The 18,075-nt window shown below is 58.5% G+C and carries 15 protein-coding genes; 7 read left to right on the top strand and 8 right to left on the bottom strand.

Features of this window, described 5'->3' with window-relative positions:
• Positions 1-25 precede the first annotated feature (25 nt).
• Entirely contained in the window at positions 26-1,906 is a 1,881-nt protein-coding gene (locus FJ145_14670; protein MBM4262660.1) for an amino acid permease, read from the top strand.
• A gap of 66 nt (positions 1,907-1,972) precedes the next feature.
• On the opposite strand, the gene FJ145_14675 is transcribed toward FJ145_14670, so the two are convergent.
• The 6 genes from FJ145_14675 to FJ145_14700 all read right to left on the bottom strand — a co-directional run bounded on the left by FJ145_14675 (position 1,973) and on the right by FJ145_14700 (position 8,639).
• Positions 1,973-3,124 carry an acyl-CoA dehydrogenase gene (locus FJ145_14675; protein MBM4262661.1) on the bottom strand — a complete coding sequence of 384 codons (1,152 nt, stop codon included), beginning with the start codon at positions 3,122-3,124 and terminating at the stop codon, positions 1,973-1,975.
• On the bottom strand, positions 3,088-4,812 hold the full coding sequence (locus FJ145_14680; protein MBM4262662.1) for an amino acid adenylation domain-containing protein: 1,725 nt from the start codon (positions 4,810-4,812) through the stop codon (positions 3,088-3,090). Before FJ145_14680 ends, FJ145_14675 begins: the two co-directional genes overlap by 37 nt.
• A complete protein-coding gene (locus tag FJ145_14685) occupies positions 4,695-4,934 on the bottom strand; it encodes an acyl carrier protein (protein MBM4262663.1) in 240 nt (79 codons plus the stop codon). Before FJ145_14685 ends, FJ145_14680 begins: the two co-directional genes overlap by 118 nt.
• A 30-nt stretch (positions 4,935-4,964) precedes the next feature.
• Positions 4,965-7,202, bottom strand: a complete 2,238-nt coding sequence (locus FJ145_14690) for a hypothetical protein (GenBank protein ID MBM4262664.1) — start codon at positions 7,200-7,202, stop codon at positions 4,965-4,967.
• 542 nt (positions 7,203-7,744) lie between these two features.
• Positions 7,745-8,434 (bottom strand): queuosine precursor transporter, encoded by a 690-nt coding sequence (locus tag FJ145_14695; protein MBM4262665.1) that lies wholly within the window; start codon positions 8,432-8,434, stop codon positions 7,745-7,747.
• Positions 8,435-8,459: 25 nt separating this feature from the next.
• Positions 8,460-8,639 (bottom strand): hypothetical protein, encoded by a 180-nt coding sequence (locus FJ145_14700; protein ID MBM4262666.1) that lies wholly within the window; start codon positions 8,637-8,639, stop codon positions 8,460-8,462.
• Between the two features lie 109 nt (positions 8,640-8,748).
• Between FJ145_14700 and FJ145_14705 the strand changes: the two genes are divergently transcribed.
• Positions 8,749-9,846 (top strand): hypothetical protein, encoded by a 1,098-nt coding sequence (locus FJ145_14705; GenBank protein ID MBM4262667.1) that lies wholly within the window; start codon positions 8,749-8,751, stop codon positions 9,844-9,846.
• A 386-nt stretch (positions 9,847-10,232) separates the two neighbouring features.
• Here the strand turns inward: FJ145_14705 and FJ145_14710 are convergent, their stop codons facing one another.
• The gene (locus tag FJ145_14710; GenBank protein MBM4262668.1) at positions 10,233-11,081 is read right to left on the bottom strand and encodes an alpha/beta hydrolase; all 849 of its coding nucleotides are present in this window, start codon (positions 11,079-11,081) and stop codon (positions 10,233-10,235) included.
• Positions 11,082-11,322: 241 nt separating this feature from the next.
• Here FJ145_14710 and mazG point away from each other — a divergent pair, with 241 nt between their 5' ends.
• A complete protein-coding gene (gene mazG / locus FJ145_14715) occupies positions 11,323-12,138 on the top strand; it encodes a nucleoside triphosphate pyrophosphohydrolase (GenBank protein MBM4262669.1) in 816 nt (271 codons plus the stop codon).
• Positions 12,135-13,106 (top strand): D-2-hydroxyacid dehydrogenase, encoded by a 972-nt coding sequence (locus FJ145_14720; protein MBM4262670.1) that lies wholly within the window; start codon positions 12,135-12,137, stop codon positions 13,104-13,106. Before mazG ends, FJ145_14720 begins: the two co-directional genes overlap by 4 nt.
• A 36-nt stretch (positions 13,107-13,142) precedes the next feature.
• Here the strand turns inward: FJ145_14720 and FJ145_14725 are convergent, their stop codons facing one another.
• Positions 13,143-13,574: a single-stranded DNA-binding protein gene (locus FJ145_14725; GenBank protein ID MBM4262671.1), complete on the bottom strand. Its 432-nt coding sequence runs from the start codon at positions 13,572-13,574 to the stop codon at positions 13,143-13,145.
• A gap of 212 nt (positions 13,575-13,786) precedes the next feature.
• On the opposite strand from FJ145_14725, the gene argS reads away from it, so the two are divergent.
• The 3 genes from argS to FJ145_14740 all read left to right on the top strand — a co-directional run bounded on the left by argS (position 13,787) and on the right by FJ145_14740 (position 18,050).
• Positions 13,787-15,505 carry an arginine--tRNA ligase gene (gene argS, locus FJ145_14730; protein ID MBM4262672.1) on the top strand — a complete coding sequence of 573 codons (1,719 nt, stop codon included), beginning with the start codon at positions 13,787-13,789 and terminating at the stop codon, positions 15,503-15,505.
• Positions 15,506-15,612: 107 nt separating this feature from the next.
• Positions 15,613-16,389 (top strand): 1-acyl-sn-glycerol-3-phosphate acyltransferase, encoded by a 777-nt coding sequence (locus FJ145_14735; GenBank protein ID MBM4262673.1) that lies wholly within the window; start codon positions 15,613-15,615, stop codon positions 16,387-16,389.
• Positions 16,390-16,394: 5 nt separating this feature from the next.
• Positions 16,395-18,050, top strand: a complete 1,656-nt coding sequence (locus tag FJ145_14740; GenBank protein MBM4262674.1) for a ribonuclease J — start codon at positions 16,395-16,397, stop codon at positions 18,048-18,050.
• Positions 18,051-18,075: the final 25 nt, after the last annotated feature.

The following is an 18,075-nucleotide window of genomic DNA, read 5'->3' on the forward strand; positions in this document are numbered from 1 at the left end:
ACGCCTTTAGTGCGATTGAATCTCAATGCCGGCGATTCTATATTGCCAGTCCACGCGTGCACACGTCATGCAGCCGACTCACGACACTCGCCAGCTCAATTGGTTTTTGGCTTGGGCCGTTGTCTTTTGCGACATTGGCACTTCGGTCTACTACGTTCCCGGCATCATGTATGGCCATGTCAAAGATGCCACGCCGTTCTTTGTGCTGCTGACAACCGCCGGCTTCATTCTACTCTCGTTCAAATACATCGAAATCTCCTGGCGCAACCCCGAGGGCGGTGGCGTCGTGACGATCACCTCGAAAGCCTTCGGCCCCATGTGGGGTTGCCTGGGCGGCATGCTGATAACCGTCGATTATTTTCTTACGACCGCGATCTCGGCGGTCTCGGGCTTTCAATATCTCGGCAGCGCCTTCCCTGCCCTCGATTCACATATCGTCCTTTTGTCCTGCGCCGGCGTCGGCGTGCTCGCGGCATTGAATATCGTCGGCATCCGCGAGAGCGCCGCGGTCTCGCTGGTGATGGCCTGCGCGTCTTTTCTCGTTAATCTCGTCGTCATGGGCGCGGCGTTTGCCTATATGGATGGCGCCCAATGGCAGACAGGTCTCAGCAAGCTCGGCACCGCCAAGGGGATATCTTCCTACGAACTGCTGGTCGGCTTTGCATCGGCCTGGCTGGCGTTCTCAGGCCTCGAAAGCATCAGCCAGTTGAGCCCGACCATGCGCCTGCCGCTGCGCAAAACTACTCGTTGGGCGATGGGCGCCGTGATGTTTACCATGGTGGTCACTTCGCCGATGTTGACCGCGCTTTCGATCGGCCTTTTGCCGGAACATTTCAAAGCCACCGAAAGCGAGCGCTTCATCTCCGAACTCGGCTCCATCGTCGGCGGGTTGGGCGTGAAATTGGCGGTGGTGTTGACCGCTACTAGCTTGCTGCTGTTTGCCGCCAACACGGCGATCATCGGCGCCTATCACGTGTTTCTCGCCTTGGTCAAAGGCGACTTCATGCCGCGCATCTTGGCGGTGCGCAACACCACATTTAATTCTCCACACATCGCCGTGGGAATAGCTACGATTGTCCCGGTGCTGATCATCCTCATGAGCGGCGGCCAGATGAAAATTTTGGGCGACATGTACGCCTTCGGTTTGCTTGGCGCGTTTGTCTTTTCTTCGCTCAGCCTCGACAAGATTCGTTGGAACCTGGGCCGGCGCGATATCGGGTTTTGGCTGGGATTTTTAACCACAGTAATGGTGATCGTGGCATGGGGCGTAAACCTGATCGAAAAACAGCTCGCCACTTGGTTCGGCGGCGGCGTCACACTGCTCGGCCTATTGATCGCCATGGGCGTGCGGCGCGCCTGGTTCGTCGATCTACTCGTCCAGATTCCGTTTATTCAGAAGCTACAAGCGCGCGCCTATCGCGCCTCGGAAGACTTGGTCGAAGATGAGCTCAAAGGTCTGATGACGCTCACCGAAGCGGTGGAAGTAAAGCCGCTCTACTCGTCGACCACGTTGCTGGCGGTGCGCGACGATAGCCCGAGCCTGGTCCAAGAAGCGGTCACGCGCGTCAAGGGCAAAGGCGAAGCGGCGCTTTATTGCATTTACGTCGAGGAATGGCCGGGCTTGTTTGCCGGCGAGACGCCCCATGTCCCTAACGAGCAAGGCGTGCAGACGCTCAAGGCCGTGCTGCAAAACGCGCGCGCCAAGGGCGTCGAGATCGTGCCGATCTGGGCAGTGTCGCACAACGCCGCCGAAGCGATCGCCAACGCCGCCAAAGCGCTCGACGTCGACTCGGTGATCATCGGCCAGTCGCGCCGCTCGGCGTTTTATCACATGCTGCGCGGCCACGTGATCAAGGGATTGATGAAAAGACTGCCGCGGGATGTTCACTTGATGATCTGCAATTGAAGTTGGCTGTGTTGCAACGCAGCTAACTTCATCCTGAACGAAGCGAAGGATCTAAACCGCCCCCTCCTACAACCCCAACCATCGGGCAATAATATTGCGCTGTATCTCCGAGGTGCCCGAGTAGAGCGTGCTGCCGATGGCGTCGCGCAGCGCCCGTTCCATTTCGTATTCCACCATGTAGCCATTGCCGCCGTGAATCTGCACGGTGCCTAAAGCGGTTTGCACGAGGGATTCGCTGACAAACAGCTTGGCCATCGCCGCGTCGAGGGAAACCGTTTTGGTTTTATCCAAGAGCGAAGCGGCTTTGTAGACCAACAGGCGCGCCGCTTCGAGCTGCACTTTCATATCGGCGATGCGATGGGAAATCGCCTGATACTTGGCGATGGTCTGACCGAACTGTTTGCGTGACTTCGCGAAGGAGATGCTCTGCTCCATCAGCCGCTGCGTCGTGCCGACGTGGCTGGCAAATAGACAAACCCTCTCCCAATCCATCGCGTGGGTAAAAATCGCCGTGCCGGCGCCGAGTCCGCCGAGGATCGCCTCCGGCCCGACCCTGACGTCGTCAAACACCAGCGCGCCCAGCGGCGCCGTGCGCAGGCCCATTTTCTCGAACGTCTGGGTGCACTGGAAACCGGGCGCGCCCTTTTCGACCAGAAAAGCGCTGATGCCGCCGTAGTAGCCCTTTCCCGGATTGGTGACGGCAAAGACGATGACAATGTCGGCGACCGGCGCGTTGGAGATAAAAGTCTTGGTGCCTTTGATGCGGTAGCCGCCGTTGCCGTCGGGCTCGGCTTTGGTTCGCATGGCAAATGCGTCCGAGCCGGACTCCGCTTCGGTCATGGCGTGGACACCAATCAACTTGCCATTGCAAAGATCGGCGAGATAGCGTTTTTTCTGTTCGGCGTTGCCGAACTGCCAGATCGGAATAACGCAGGAGAGCAGATGCGCGCAGATGGAAAAGACCAGGCCGCTGTCGCGGCAGCCATGGCCCAGCGCTTCGAGCGCGATCGCCGTCGTCAGTGGATCCAAGCCGCTGCCGCCGTCCTCCTCGGGCACCGGCAAACCTTGCAAGCGCATTTCTCCGGCTTTGAGCCAAAGCTCGCGCGCAAACACATGATCGCGATCGCGCTCGAGATTGTCGCGGTTAAGCTCTTTGGCAGCGAACCTGTCGATGGTCTCGCTTAAGATTTGCTGTTCTTCTGAAAGGGAGAAATCCATCCAGGGCGCTCCTTGAGCTTCTGGTAATCGATTTTATCAGTGGAAGTCTTCGGCAGCGCGGCCTCAAAGACGAACTCGTCCGGCGCCATGTAGGGCGGCAAGACGTCGACACAGAATTTTTTTAGCTGAATGATCGACGGCCGTTTACCGTCGTGGCAGCTCAGAAACGCGCGGATGCGCACGCCGGCCTCTTGATCGGCCAGCGCCAGCACCGCCACTTCCTTCAGCATCGGATGGCGATAAAGACCCGCTTCGATCTCGCCCAGCTCGACCCGGTAGCCGCGCCGTTTCACCATGCGGTCGCGCCGCCCGGCAAAAAGGTAATCGCCGTCGGGCTGCTCGACGACGATATCGCCGGTGCGATACCACGGCCCATCGGCGCGATCGAGAAAAGCGCGCGCGGTGTTTTCGGCAAGATTCCAATAACCTGCGGTAACCGCCGGCCCGGCGATGCACAGCTCGCCGCGCTCACCGGCTTTGACGACCGCACCGACTTCGTCCACCGCGACGGCGCGCAAGTGCTCGCAGGTTTTGCCGATGGGAAACGGCTCGGTCCGCTCTGGCGGTATTTGCGACGGCACTTCGTAGTAGGTGCAAACATTGGTTTCCGTCGGCCCGTAAAGATTGAAATAGCGCGGCCTGGGCCAGCGCTCGCACAACGCGCGCAGGTGCTTGACCGGAAACACTTCGCCGGCAAACAACACCAGGCGCAGTGCGCTGTAGTCATGGTTTTCCAGGCGGCCGTACTGCACGAGAAAGCTCAAAATCGACGGTGCCGAGTACCAAATCGAAATGCGTTCGGCGGCGATCAGCGGCGCAAGCTTTTCCGGCTCCTTGCCGATGTCCTCAGGGATCAACACCAGCGTGGCGCCGCTCGACAAGCTGAGAAAGATATCAAGAATCGATAGGTCGAAATGAAACGGCGCGTGGGACGAAAAGCGATCCGCCGCCCTCGGATCAAACGCATCGGCGCACCAATCGACGAAACTCATGGCGTTGCGGTGCGAGATCATCACCCCTTTGGGTTTGCCGGTGGAGCCCGACGTGTAAAGGATATAGGCGAGTTCGTCTAGCTGCGGCACAGCAACAGCGCGCACCTTGTTCAGAGCTTCGGCCGCGATGCCTGCCACAACGTTGTTCAGCCCTTGCCCGGCGCCGACGTCATCGACGGCGATAAACTCCGGCTGGCCGCCCAGGGCCGCGATTTCCTTCGCCAGGCCGTCGGCAAGTTGCCTTTCGCAAACCACGACTTTGACGCCGCAATCGTTGAGGATATAGCCGCCGCGCGCGAGCGGCGCGTTGAGGTCGACGGGCACGTAAGCCGCGCCCGCTTTCAAAATGGCCAAAAGCGTCGCCAGCGAGTCGATGGACTTATGCAGAATGAAGCCGACACGGTCGCCGGGCGCGACACCCAACTGCAACAAGCGAGCGGCGAGCGCAGTGCTCAGTCGATCGAGCGCCCCATAGCTCATCGAGCCGCGTCCCGGCGCGACCACCGCGAGCGCTGCCGGGTGCGCCCGAGCACTCTCGGCAAAATATTCGTGCAACGACCTTTTCACGACGCTCCACCTCAGCCCAATTTGCTTTCCACCAGTTTGCCGATGCGTGCGATCGAGTCGAGATGCTCGATGTCGACCTCGTGGGCTTGAAGCTTGATTTTGTAGCGGTCCTCGACGAAGGCAACCAATTTCAACGTCGCCAGAGAGTCCAAAATACCGCCGCTGATCAGCGGCGTCGCCTCGGTCAACTCTTCGGGATCTTCGCCGGGCAAAAATTCTTTAAGAATGTAATCTTTTAGTCCTTTGACAATTGCTTGGGTTTCCGCCACTGGGGGCTCCTTTTACCGGGTGCTCTTGGAAAACAGCGCTGCCACACGTTGATCTTTGTGCTCTTTCAGAATCGTGTAAAGCCGTTCGGCCACCAGGCGGTGGCCGTTGGCATTTGGGTGATTGTCCCAATCGGCAATCCGCAGCGTATTGATCTCGTGGCCTTGATAGACGTCGCTGAGATCGGCAACGACAAACCCCGCGGCGCGCGCGATGCGCAGAATTTCCGGGGTCTCCTCGACCCAATCGCCCTGTTCGACCTGGGGTAAAAACAAGAACAGCGGCACGATGCCGCGCTCACGGCACTCGTCGACGATGTAGCGATAGGTCCAGGTGAGAATTTCATGGCGAAACGGCATCAGCCGGCGCGTGCCGATGGCCTCGGCCGTTTTCGGCGGCACCGCCGCTTTAGCGATGATTTCGCGCAGCGGCGCGAACGGCACGGCGATGTTCTTCGCGGTCACTTCCGCCAGATATGACGCCGATCGTGACGCCTCGCGGCCTGTGGCCACGTAGAGCACCGCGTTGGGCGCAAAGGAATAAGCTTTTTCGACCACCAGCAGCTGCTGCACCGGCTGATAGCCCGGCACCGCCATATTGAGAATTTCGTAGCGTTGATACGGTTTGCCCACGTTATTTTGATTGAGACGTTCTTCAACCAACGCTTCGAAGGTTTCATTATCGCGCACGCCCCAGCCCATCACGGACGAGGCGCCGAGTAGTGCAATCCGATAAGTGTTCGGCGCCGGTTTGGCTTCGTAGTCTTGGTCGCGCATGCCCCAACGGTTGGTGCGCACTGGGCCGTGGCTCGACATCGCGACAAAGGACGGAACCAATTCCCTATGAAGAAAATCTCCGGTAAAGCGATCCAACCCAGTGCCAGCCACGTCGAGCCAGGTCGACGGCCGGTTCATATACAACTCCCAGAGTTGGCTATTGAAGCGCTCCACCCGGTTCAAGTTTTCGTAGTAGCCTTTTTCCATCATCGCCACGTCGAGCCGGCTCAGCCGTCCCGAGCGCAAGGTGTTGACGAAAGTAGCCGCCTGCGGCCCCAGATGCAGGTAAACCTCCTGAATGCCGGCCAGCGCAAGCGCCGCAAGAAACACCACATTGCCCACCGTCGCGCGGTTAAATAGCGTGGCGGGCGGGCGCTTGAGCTTCGACTGTTTGTCGCGGTACACGGAATATTCAGCGCCCAGCGACAGCACCAAAACGATGGCGAGCAAAAGCCCAACGGTCTTCACGGTTATCTTGTTTGCGGTCTCCCACAACGCGAGCCACTCCTCCACGGTTTCGCTCGACCACAGCGACCACAAAACGCAAATCAAAAGAAACATGCCGGTCGTGTTGAGCGCGCGCCGCAGGAACGGCACGAACTGGAAGCGGTACTTGCCCACGCTGCGCTCACGGCCGTGCTTCATCTCGTAAAGCGAATTGCCGACGACAAACAGCGCGAGGATGCCCCAGAACAACGCATCGGGGCCGGACAACAACACCGTGCCGCGCAGCCAGAACCACTGGTAAGCGTGCAGCACCCAGGTCATGAAAAAAACAAAAAGCGTCGACAGCACGATGGCGCGTAGATCGCCTTTGGCGCGCAGTTTGAAATAGACCGGGTAGTAGAAAAGCTTCATCATGAAGTCTTTCCAATAGATGTTAATTCGGCGCCAAAAATCGGTAAAGCTCGACGACAGATAATAAAGGTGGTGCGTCTCCGGCAGGTTGAAGCCGAACAAACGCAATAGACCGATGATCAGGTGGAACTGGCCGGAGATTCGCAGATAAAGCAGAAAGTTCGAGACGATGAATTGGAGCAAATCCCCTGAGTTGGCGATCTCCGTGGGTGCTACGGTCAGATAATAATAGACCAGACGGTAAAGGATCAGATGGACGACACCGCGCGTCATCCAGACAATCGCCTGCTGGTAGCTGGCATGTTCTTCGGCATCGAAATAGTTGCGGCGAAAGGCCTTGTAGTCCACCACCGGATACATGGGAAAGCACACGTTGGGCAGCATGAAAAAGTAGGAGAATGCGCGCGGCCAGGAAAATGGTTCGTTTTCATGGGCCTGATCGTAAACGTAGATCATCAAGCGAAACATGAACATGGCGCCTAGAATCGGCCAAATCGCCGGCGACCACGGAGCCGGCAACCAACCGACCCGCAGCAACGCTAGAAGAGCGGTGGCGCACAAAAGCAAGCCCACCCGCGCCCGCATACTGAACGGGAGATGACAGATCGTGATCAACATGCAGCCCAGGCCAATTAACCAAGCCGCTTGAACCGGCCCGAAAATAAGGCCAATACCGACAACAGAAAGGAGGGCAAAAAAGGGCAGCTTTAGGGACAACGGCAGAAAGTAGTGAACAGCGAACCCACCGAAAGCCAAAACGATAATACGAACAAATGCGCTGCTTTCGATCTGAAACTGCCGGATCGTGACCAGCAGTAAGAAAAGCTGCAGACCAAGTAGGATGAACCGTGACAGTCGATCACGAAGGGTGGAACTACTCGCAGTAGATTCACGGTTGTCCATCTCGGTGCCTTTGGCTCAGGTGATTGCAGGTCACCAAAGTTGCGAAAATATCGGTCGAACGGACTAGACCGACCTGCTGAATAATACGGTCGAACAGGTAGAGCTAAAGCCCTGCTGCGGCTCCTATTCCTATTCAAACTGAAGAGGCGATGTCAAGTGTAAACGAATGGGCAGGACGATAGTCTGTAAGCCGACAGAACGAGAAGGAGTCGCGCCATAAAAGCAAGCGCATGGCAGGCCAAGCGCGAGCGGCAGGTCTAATCACTTGCCTTGGCCGATTGCTCGATCAGCTCGTGTGCCTCTTCAGCGCCCAGGAAGCGATCAATCACAGCATGGCCGGCATAGAGGAGCGGTGTCACCGACAAAGCTACTATCAATTTAAATGAATAGTTCGACGCCGCCACGGTAAGAAACTCGGAGGTCTGGACTTTCCCCGGCAGCCAGAATGCAATACCGATAATGACGATACTATCGATTAGTTGTGATACTACCGTAGAGCCGGTGGCGCGCATCCAAAGGTAGCGTCCACCGGTCTTATTGCGCACCAGCCAAAAAATAAACACGTCGACCAATTGGCTTATGGCAAACGCCGCGACGCTGCCGACGATGATCCACAAAGATTGGCCGAATACCGCGGTAAACTGCGCGTCGGTCACCGGCGAAAACGAAGCGGCCGGCACCTGCATGGCGAGAAACAGCACGACAAAAGCGTAGACGATCAGCGCAATGGTCATGAAGGTCAGGCGCTTGACGCCTTCGCGGCCGAAGTATTCGTTGATCAAATCGGTGGCGATGAACACCACCGGCCACGGGATCACGCCGATGCTCAACGTAAACGGACCCAAGGTAAACAGCTTGCCGCCGGTGAGCTCACCGAGGATGGCGTTGGTGACGAAGAAGCCGGCCAACGCGAGGTAAACGATATCTCTGCGGGTTTGCACTCCCATGGTTATATTTCCGGTTAGCCGCGCCCTATTTCATGCCAAGATTCTTGAGAAAGCCAGAATTCGCGAGAGCATCGACTAACGAGTTGTCGTAGAAGTCGTTGGGATCGGCGGTTTTCACCTTGCGAAACTCTTTCTCGTCGAGATAGGCAAACTGGCCGCGGATCGCCGCCGGCCGCGCCGATTTGATTGACCAACGATTTCCCATAACGCGCTCCAGCTCATCGGACTTGTTAAATTTCGCACACACTGCCACGAGCCGTTTCCCGGCGCAACCGCTCCTTATTGACCAACCTATCGCTTTGAGTATTATAACCATGAACGATCGCCGAGCCAGAGGAGCACTTATGATTATCGACGCCGACGCCCACGTGGTGGAAACCGAACAGACCTGGAGCTACATGGATGGTTCCGACAAGAAGTTTCGCCCGCAGCTTTTCAGTTCCACCGATAACCCCAACATGCAGTACTGGTTCTGCGAAGGGAAATCGGTGGGCTTCCGTCCGCCGACGTTGACCGAGCAGGAATTGATCGCGCTCTCAAAAGAAACCGGCCGCGAATTGAAGACCGCCGCAGGCGCGCGCGAGCTGCGCGATGTCGAACTGCGGTTATCGCACATGGACCGGCTCGGCATCGACGTGCAGGTGCTATTCAACACCATGTGGATCGCCCGCGTCGCCGACAAACCTGACGCGGAGATCGCCCTGTGCGGCTCGTGGAACCGCTGGATGGCCGACATGTGGAAGGCGGGCAAGAATCGGCTGCGCTATTCGTGTGTCGTGCCGGCGATGACGCCAAGCGAGGCAGTTCAGCAAATGCGCTTCGCCAAAGAGAACGGCGCGGTGGCAGTCAGTCTGCGCCCCTTCGAAAACGATCGGCATCTGGTCGACCCCTATTTTTATCCGATCTACGAAGAAGCAAGCCGGCTCGATATGGCCATCGCGGTGCACATTGCCAACGGCAGTCCGGCGCTGATGGATCAGTTCAAACCGCGCTATGATAAAATGGGCGGCTTCGCGCAGTTCCGGGTGCCGACGGTGATCACCTGTTTGTCGCTGATGATGAGCGAGCTGCCGAAAGTTTTCCCCAAACTGCGCTGGAGCTTCGTCGAAGCGTCGGCACAATGGGTCCCCTGGGTGGTCAAAGAAGCGACGCGCCGCAGTGGCAGCAAAGGCTTTCCCAAACTGCCGTTCAAAGACTTCAATATCTACGTCACGACGGAGACCAACGACGACTTCGACTTCGTGCTGCGCTACGCCAGCGAAGACAACGTCGTCATCGGCACCGACTATGGCCATACCGACGCTTCGAGCGAGGTCGACGCCATCGATATCTTTCGCGCCAACCCAGAAGTCACCGACCCGGTGAAAAAGAAAATTTTGGACGACAACCCGCGGCGGCTCTACGGGCTATGAAAAGCTAGCCCGAATTATTCATGCGACGGGGAAAACCCATGACACTGCGTCGATCGAAGTGGAACTCTGGAGGAGCGCAGGCATCAGCGCAAATCGTTCGGTTTAATGCGCCGATGCTGGGCATCTCTTCGGCCTTTTCACTGCGATTCGCAGAGCAGGGCGACCGGCGGTCGCCCCTACAAGGCGGCGTCGCAGCGGATATCTGTTGCCTTCGCTCCGGAAGAGTTTCACTTCGATCGCGCCGCAGCGATGAATAGTCCGGGCTGGGGGCGTTTAGGGAGGGGTCTATTGGGCGACTCGGGGGTATTCAATTTTTCATCGTCTGCCCTTGCTAAAGCGAGGAAACCATCTGAGGAGAAGTCAGACTACCGCATTCCCAAGCTCCACTACGGATTCTTCCGGCAGAACTCCAACACCCAATCGCAAATCTTCCGGGTCGTCTGCTCCGGCGGCATGACGTTGCGAAAATCACTTTTCGGCAACAGCTCGCGCAGATAGTGCGCGCCGGAGGTGGCGTGCGAGGCATCGTCGCCGGGAATAATCAGCGCCGGCGCTTTGACGCCCAGCACTTCTTCAGGTTCGGCGCCGGTGGCGGTATCGCGGTCATATAATGTCCGGCCACTGGTGACGATCAAGCTCAAATAGCGATCGAGATCTTGCTTGGCGAAACTCTCGGCGAACTCTTTACTGCGCGCGATGCTGGTCGCCCACGGCCCAGCTTCCGGGTCGAGCCAAAACGATTTACCGCCGCGCGCCCGTTCGATGACACCATTGATGCCATTCTGCTTGGCGAACTCGTAATGGCGCATGAAGCGCGCCTGGCTGTTCACTTTCCAACGATAACCGCCCACCGGCCAGTGTAAAATCAGACCGCGCGTCGCCTCGGGATAATGCACACCGACGGCCAGCGCCACCGAACAGCCCATGCAGCCACCCATGACGTAGGCGGAGCCCAGCTTCAAATGATCGAGCAGCGCTTTGCCGTGCTGCGTGTAGCTCGCCCAGCTCAGCCGCTCGACTCGACCGCCCGACTGGCCGCACTCGCGCCGGTCGTAGAGAATGACAGCATGCTCCCGCGCCAGCGCCGCGATGGCATCGATGCCGGTCCAGGCGCTGGCAACACGCCACTTATCGATGGTCGCGTCAAAGCCGCCTGGCGCGCACATCAAGATCGGCGTCCCCGAGCCGTGAACTTCATAGTAAGTTTCGATGCCATCGACCGTCACTGTCGGCATAACGCATGCACCTTTCTATTCTTCTGGACATCAATTTAGCGGGCACGTAATATCAACTGCTCGCGCCAGTTGCATAACATGGAAACCGTGCATGTGAAAAGTTCGCGCAGCAGAGCGGAAGAATTCACCACCGAGACACCGAGAACACAGAGTTCGCAAGAGTGGTTCCAGGATTTCATAGCTCTTCACTCCGCGCCCCCAGCGCCCCTGCGCGAGATAATCCGCATCCGAGAGGTTCAATGTGAGCGATCGCGACACCGAACAGAAATTCACTGAACTACTGAACGTCATGGCGCGCTTGCGCAGTGAGACGGGCTGCCCGTGGGACAAAGAACAAACCCACGCTTCGCTCAAGCCCTGCCTGCTCGAAGAAACCTACGAATTGCTCGACGCCATCGACGATGGCGAGACCAAAAAACTCAAGGAAGAACTGGGCGATGTGCTGCTGCAGGTGATTTTTCACGCGCAGATCGCCCGCGAAGAGAGCCGTTTCACCATCAAAGATGTCATCGAAATCCTTACTGACAAACTGGTACGGCGCCATCCATACGTTTTCGCCGGCGAACCACTGCCCGAAGATCCGGCGGCGGCGCTCAAACAGCGCGCTCAACTCAAGGCAAACGAAAAAAAAGAGGGCGAAAGCAAATCGGCACTGGGCAATGTTCCCAGAGCGATGCCGGCACTGGCGCGGGCGCAGTCGATTTCGCGCCGCGCCGCCCATCTCGGCTTCGAGTGGCCCAACGTCGATGAGGTCTGGGGCAAGTTCGATGAGGAAGTGCGTGAATTACGAGAAGCCGCGCAGAGCGGCGACCAGACTCGCACTGGAGAGGAGCTCGGAGACTTGCTCTTCACCGCGGTGAATCTGGCGCGCTTCTTCGACGTGGAAGCAGAAGAGGTTCTAGCCCAGACCGTCGATCGCTTTACCAAACGCTTTCATCACATCGAAGCGCGGCTGCGTGCGGCCGACAAGCGCATCGAAGATGCCAATCTCGCCGAGATGGACCGCTACTGGGACGAAGCCAAGCAGCTCGAAAAACAGGAGAAGCCGGGGAAATGACCGTGGCGCCCAAAATCGTTTTTCTCGACGCCGCGACGTTCGGCGACATGTCGCTAGCACAGTTCACCGACCGCTGGCCGTGCACCGTGCATCAAGTGACGCAAGCCACTGAGACAGCAGCGCGGATTACCGGACATAACATCGCGGTCACGAATAAAGTCGCCTTCGACAAAACGATTCTGAACAGTCCGGCAGCGGAAGAGCTCAAACTGATCGCCGTCGCAGCTACGGGCACCGATGTCATCGACAAAGACGCAGCAACCAAGCGCGGCGTCAAAGTCTGCAACGTGCCGGGCTACGCCGCCCAAGCGGTGGGTCAATTCACCATTGCGCTGCTCCTAGAGTTGGCCAGCCGTATTGGCAGCAACAGCGCCGACGTCAAAGCCGGCGCCTGGCAAAGTAGTCCTGTCTACACACTCCTCACCTACCCGCAGGTCGAATTGCACGGCAAAAAACTCGGCATCATCGGCTACGGCAACATCGGCAAAACCGTCGCCAAGATCGCCGGCGCGCTGGGCATGGAAATTCTCGTCGGCGCTCGCCCCGGCGGCTCGGCACCACCCAGCGATCGAGTGCCTCTCGATCGCCTGTTCCGCGAAGCCGATGTCATCACCCTGCACTGTCCGCTGACGCCGCAAACAAAAAACCTGATCAACGGGCAAACGTTAGCGTCCATGAAATCGACCGCGTTTCTGATCAACACCGCCCGCGGCGCCTTGGTCGACGAAGCCGCGCTGATCGAAACCCTGCGCCACAAACGCATCGCCGGCGCCGCCGTCGACGTTATCACCCAAGAGCCGCCGCCCGCCGATCACCCGATGATCGTTGCCGCAAGAGAACTCTCCAACCTGATGGTCACACCGCACACGGCGTGGAGCGCGCGCGAAGCGCGCGAACGGCTGCTCAGCGAAGTCAAAGAAAACATCGCAGCGTTTCTCGCGGGACAACACCGCAATCGCGTCGCCTGAACAGGAGGAGCTAAAAGCGGGAGCGAAAGCGGACGATCAGAACGGCACGTCGTCATCCATCGGCGGCTGGCCGCCGCCCATCCCACCAGCCATGCCCATGTCGTCGCCCATCTGCTGCTGGGGCACGCGCGTGCCGCCGCCGCTGCCGAGAAACCTGACGTTTTGCGCGACGATTTCGGTGATGTAGCGTTTTGCTCCGGTGTTTTTATCGTCGTAGCTCCGGGTGCGGATGCTGCCCTCGATGTAAACCTCGCGGCCTTTGGAGAGATATTGGCCGCAGGTCTCGGCCTGCTTGCCCCAGACCACGATGTTGTGCCACTCGGTGCGCTCCTGACGTTTGCCATCGCGGTCGTTCCACTGTTCGGAGGTGGCCAGCGAGAAATTGGCGACGGCACTGCCGGTGTTGGTGAAACGCACTTCGGGATCTTTGCCCAAGCGACCGACGAGAATGACTTTGTTAACCGACATGCTTGCCTCCGACGGCGCTAAAACTTAGCCGCAAGTTATCGCCGGCGATTTGCAGAGTCAAACAACTACAAAGCGGGATTCCCCGTAGAGAGCCCGGCGCGGCGCGATTGGAATCTTTGTCGGCAACAAGATTTGCGCAAGCCGCGCGACTCCGAAATACCGCCCCCTTGCGACTGTCGCGCTCTTATGTCCCAATAGATGCTTCACCCGTCATGCCGACCATTGAGCAGTTATTGGAAGAGAAAGTCTCAGCCGCGCTGAGCGCCGCCTGTGGCGCGCCGACGGCGGCGCAAGTCAGTGCCACCGGCGATCCGCAGCGCGGCGATTACTCGGCGAGCGGTGTCATGGCGGCGGCCAAGGCGCACAAGATGAATCCGCGCCAATTGGCGCAGGATGCTTTGGCGCACTTGAACCCTAGCGACGTGCCCGCCAGCTGGGAAGTCGCCGGTCCGGGCTTCATCAATTTGCGCCTGCATGCCGAGTGGCTCGCCAAGGCGATTCTAACCGCGGCGCTCGATCAGCGTTTAGGCGTTGAAACTGTCGCCAAACCCGAAACCATCGTCGTCGACTACAGCGCGCCGAATATTGCCAAGCCGATGCATGTCGGCCATATCCGCTCGACCATCATCGGCGCCGCCTTGGCGCGCGTGCTGCGCTTTCTCGGTCACCGAGTCATCACCGACAACCATGTTGGGGACTGGGGCACGCAGTTTGGCATGTTGATCGTTGGCTATCGCACGCTCCTCGACAAAGCGGCCTTCGAACGCGATCCGCTGGCGGAAATGGAGCGTATCTACAAAGCGATCCAGGCCAAGACTAAAACCGAGCCCGCGATTGCCGCACAGGCGCGCGAGGAGTTGGCCAAACTACAAAAGGGCGACCCCGACAACACCCTTCTGTGGCAGGAGTTCATGGCCGTGTCACGCCAAGCTTTCGAACGGGTTTACTCGCGCCTCAAGGTCACGTTCGACCACTGGCTCGGTGAGAGTTTTTACAACCCGCAGCTCGCCAACGTCGTTCAAGAGTTGCTCGACAAGGGGCTGGCGAAACCGAGCGAAGGGGCGATCTGCGTTTTTTACGAAGACCAACCCGAGCTCGCCGGCACACCGTTCTTGATTCAGAAGCAGGACGGCGCTTTTCTCTACGCCACCACCGATCTGGCGACGCTCAAATATCGCGCCGAAACTTTTCACGCCGACCGGGTGATCTACGTCGTCGACAATCGCCAGCAGCTCCATTTTAAGCAGCTCTTCAGCGCGGCGCGCCGCTGGGGATTGAAAATGTCGATGGAACACGTCGGCTTCGGCACCATCTTGGGCGACGACGGCAAGCCGATCAAAACCCGCGAGGGCGAGCCGATCAAGCTCGAAGCGCTGCTCGACGAAGCCGAAGAACGTGCTCAGGCGATCGCCCGCAGCAAGAACCCGGACTTACTGGAAGCCGATCTGGCGCGCATCGCCCACGTCGTCGGCATGGGCGCGGTGAAATACGCCGACCTGATGCAAAACCGCACCACCGACTATCGCTTTAGCTGGGACAAGATGCTCGCCCTCGACGGCAACACCGGGCCCTATCTGCAATATGTCTACGCGCGCATCCGCTCAGTCTTTCGCCGCGGCGAGCTGGAGACCTGGCAGCCGTCCGGCGACATGAAAATCCAGCTGCGTGAACCGCAGGAGTTGGACCTGGCCAAGCAGATGATCCGCCTGGGCGACACCTTGCTTGGCGTCGAGCGCACGCTCAGGCCACATCTGCTGGCGAGCTATCTCTACGACCTGGCGACCCGATTCAATATCTTTTATCAATCGCAGCCCGTCCTCAAAGCGGACGACGAGATCCGCCCGACCCGGCTGCTGCTCTGTTACCTCACCGCCCGATACATCAAAGCTGGCCTCGACCTGCTCGGCATCGACACCCTTGAAACGATGTGACCTGCCTCAATTCGTGAGTGCCTGCCAGATTGCTTTTTGCTCTACCCTGCATTAAGCTTTATTTCTGTTTTTCGCAGATTTGCCACTAACAAATTAACTAAATCTTGATGATCTACGGGCTCAAGCTGATGTTCTTTGCAGCGGTCACGATTGTGTTGGCGTTAACGACCATCACGATCGGGCTGTTCGAGCGCCATGGCAAGGTCGCCTATCGCGTCAATCGTTTTTGGACCTGGATCATTCTATGGGCCGGCGGCGTGTCGCTCAAAGTCCGAGGGCTGGAGCATATCGACCCGCGCCAACCATATATTTTCATGGTCAATCATCAGAGCAACGTCGACATCCCGGTGCTGGTGCAAAGCTTGCCGCAGTTTCAGCTGCGCTGGGTCGCCAAAAAAGAACTACTAAAGGTGCCCTTCTTCGGTTGGGCCATGTGGGCGACCAAACACGTAACGGTGGATCGCAACGATCCGCAGGGCGCGGTGCGCAGCTTGAAAGTAGCCCAGGAACGAATGGCCGCCGGCATCTCGATTGTGGTTTTCCCCGAAGGCACGCGCAGCCGCGACGGCAAGCTGCAGCGCTTCAAGAAAGGCGGCTTTTTGTTGGCGGCCCAGGCGGGTAAGCCGATCGTGCCGGTGACGATCAACGGCAGCGGACGGCTGCTGCCCTCCGGCGCGTTCCAGCTCCGCCCCGGAACCATCGAAGTAACCGTGGATAAACCGGTGTCGGTGGTAGGTTTTCGCGCCGGCAACCTGCGCCTGCTGTCGAACCAGGTGCGCGACACGATCCAGTCGCATCTCAACGGCAGAGACGCGAACACCACCGCCAATCGGCGCGAACAAGGCGATCTGGCCGCAATGCCGCTGGAGAAACCGACAACTTAATTATTATGGAACCGATCCGAATCATCCCCCTCGGCGGCCTGGGCGAGTTTGGCCTCAACATGATGTTGGTCGAGTATGGCGACGACGCCATCGCCATCGATTGCGGCCTGATGTTTCCCGGCGCCGATCTTTTGGGCATCGACCTGGTCATCCCCGACATCGGCTACCTGCTCGAACAGCGCGACAAGCTCAAAGCGATCATTTTGACCCACGCCCACGAAGACCACGTCGGCGCCCTGCCCTACGTTTTGAAGCATTTTGACGTGCCGATCTACGGCTCGCGTCTGACGCTGGGTTTACTAGCTAACAAACTCAAAGAACACGACCTCGAAGACGGCGCCGATATCCACGAAATCACCGCCGGCGAACCCTGGGCCGTCGGCCCGTTCAAGATCGAAGGCATCCGCGTCACCCACAGTCTGGTCGATTGCCTGGCGCTCGCCATCGAAACCCCGGCCGGCGTCATTATTCACACCGGCGATTTCAAAATCGACAACACGCCCATGGAAGGCGAAATGTTCGACTTCCAGCGCTTTGCCGCCTACGGCGAAAAGGGCGTGCTCTTATTGCTGTCGGATTCGACCAACGTCGAGCGGCGCGGCCACACGCCATCGGAGCGCGAGGTCGCCAGCAATTTAGAACAGATCATCGCCGGCAGCACCGGCAAAGTGCTGGTCTCGACTTTTTCGTCGAGCATCCCGCGCATTCAGCAAGTGATGGAAATTTCCGAGCGCTGCGATCGGCGCGTGGTCTTGAGCGGCCGGAGCATGATTCGCAACTGCCAGGTGGCCAGCGATCTCGGCTATCTCCACCTGCCGCGCGGCATCATGAACGACAGCGAGCGCTGGTCGGATTTGCCGCCGGACCGCGTAACTCTATTGACCACCGGCAGCCAGGGCGAACCCTTGTCCGTTTTGCACCGGGTTGCGCTGGACGATCACAAGACCATCAAAGTCACGAGCGGCGATACAGTAATATTGTCGTCGAAGTTTATTCCCGGCAACGAAAAGACCATTTCCAACATGATCAACCACCTCTACCGGCGGGGCGCCGAGGTGCACTACGAAAAGGTTTCCGAGATCCATGTTTCCGGCCATGCCAGCCAAGAAGAGTTGAAGATCATGCTGCAGTTGACCCGGCCGCGCTACTTCGTGCCGATCCACGGCGAGTACCGCCATCTGTGCAAGCATCGCCAGCTCGCCCAGGACGTCGGTGTGCCGGTGGAAAACTGCTTCATCCTTGAAGACGGCGACGTGTTGGAAATTGACAAACACCGCGCCGCAAAGACCAAGCCCATACAAGTGGGCCGGGTTTTCGTCGACGGCAACAGCGTCGGCGACGTCGGCGACATCGTCATCCGCGACCGCCGCCATTTATCGGAAGACGGCATGGTGCTAGCGGTCATGGCGATCCATCAACAGACCGGCGAGCTGGTCGCCGGGCCGGACCTGATTTCGCGCGGCTTCATGAGCCCGGAAGAGAGCGAAGAAGTGCTGGAGCAGGCGCGCAAAGCCGTGCTGGAAACGTTGAACGGGCTAAACAAAGAAAGCCGCACCGACCCGGCCGAGCTGCAAGAAGAAGTGCGCAAGACGCTGCGGCGCTATTTCCGCAAGAAACTGGAACGGCGGCCCGTGGTGCTGCCTTATATCATCGAAACGTGAGCGTGGCAGAAGAGCAAAAAACGGT

This window comes from Deltaproteobacteria bacterium, assembly GCA_016874755.1.
Classification (GTDB): Bacteria; Desulfobacterota; Binatia; order UBA9968; family UBA9968; genus DP-20.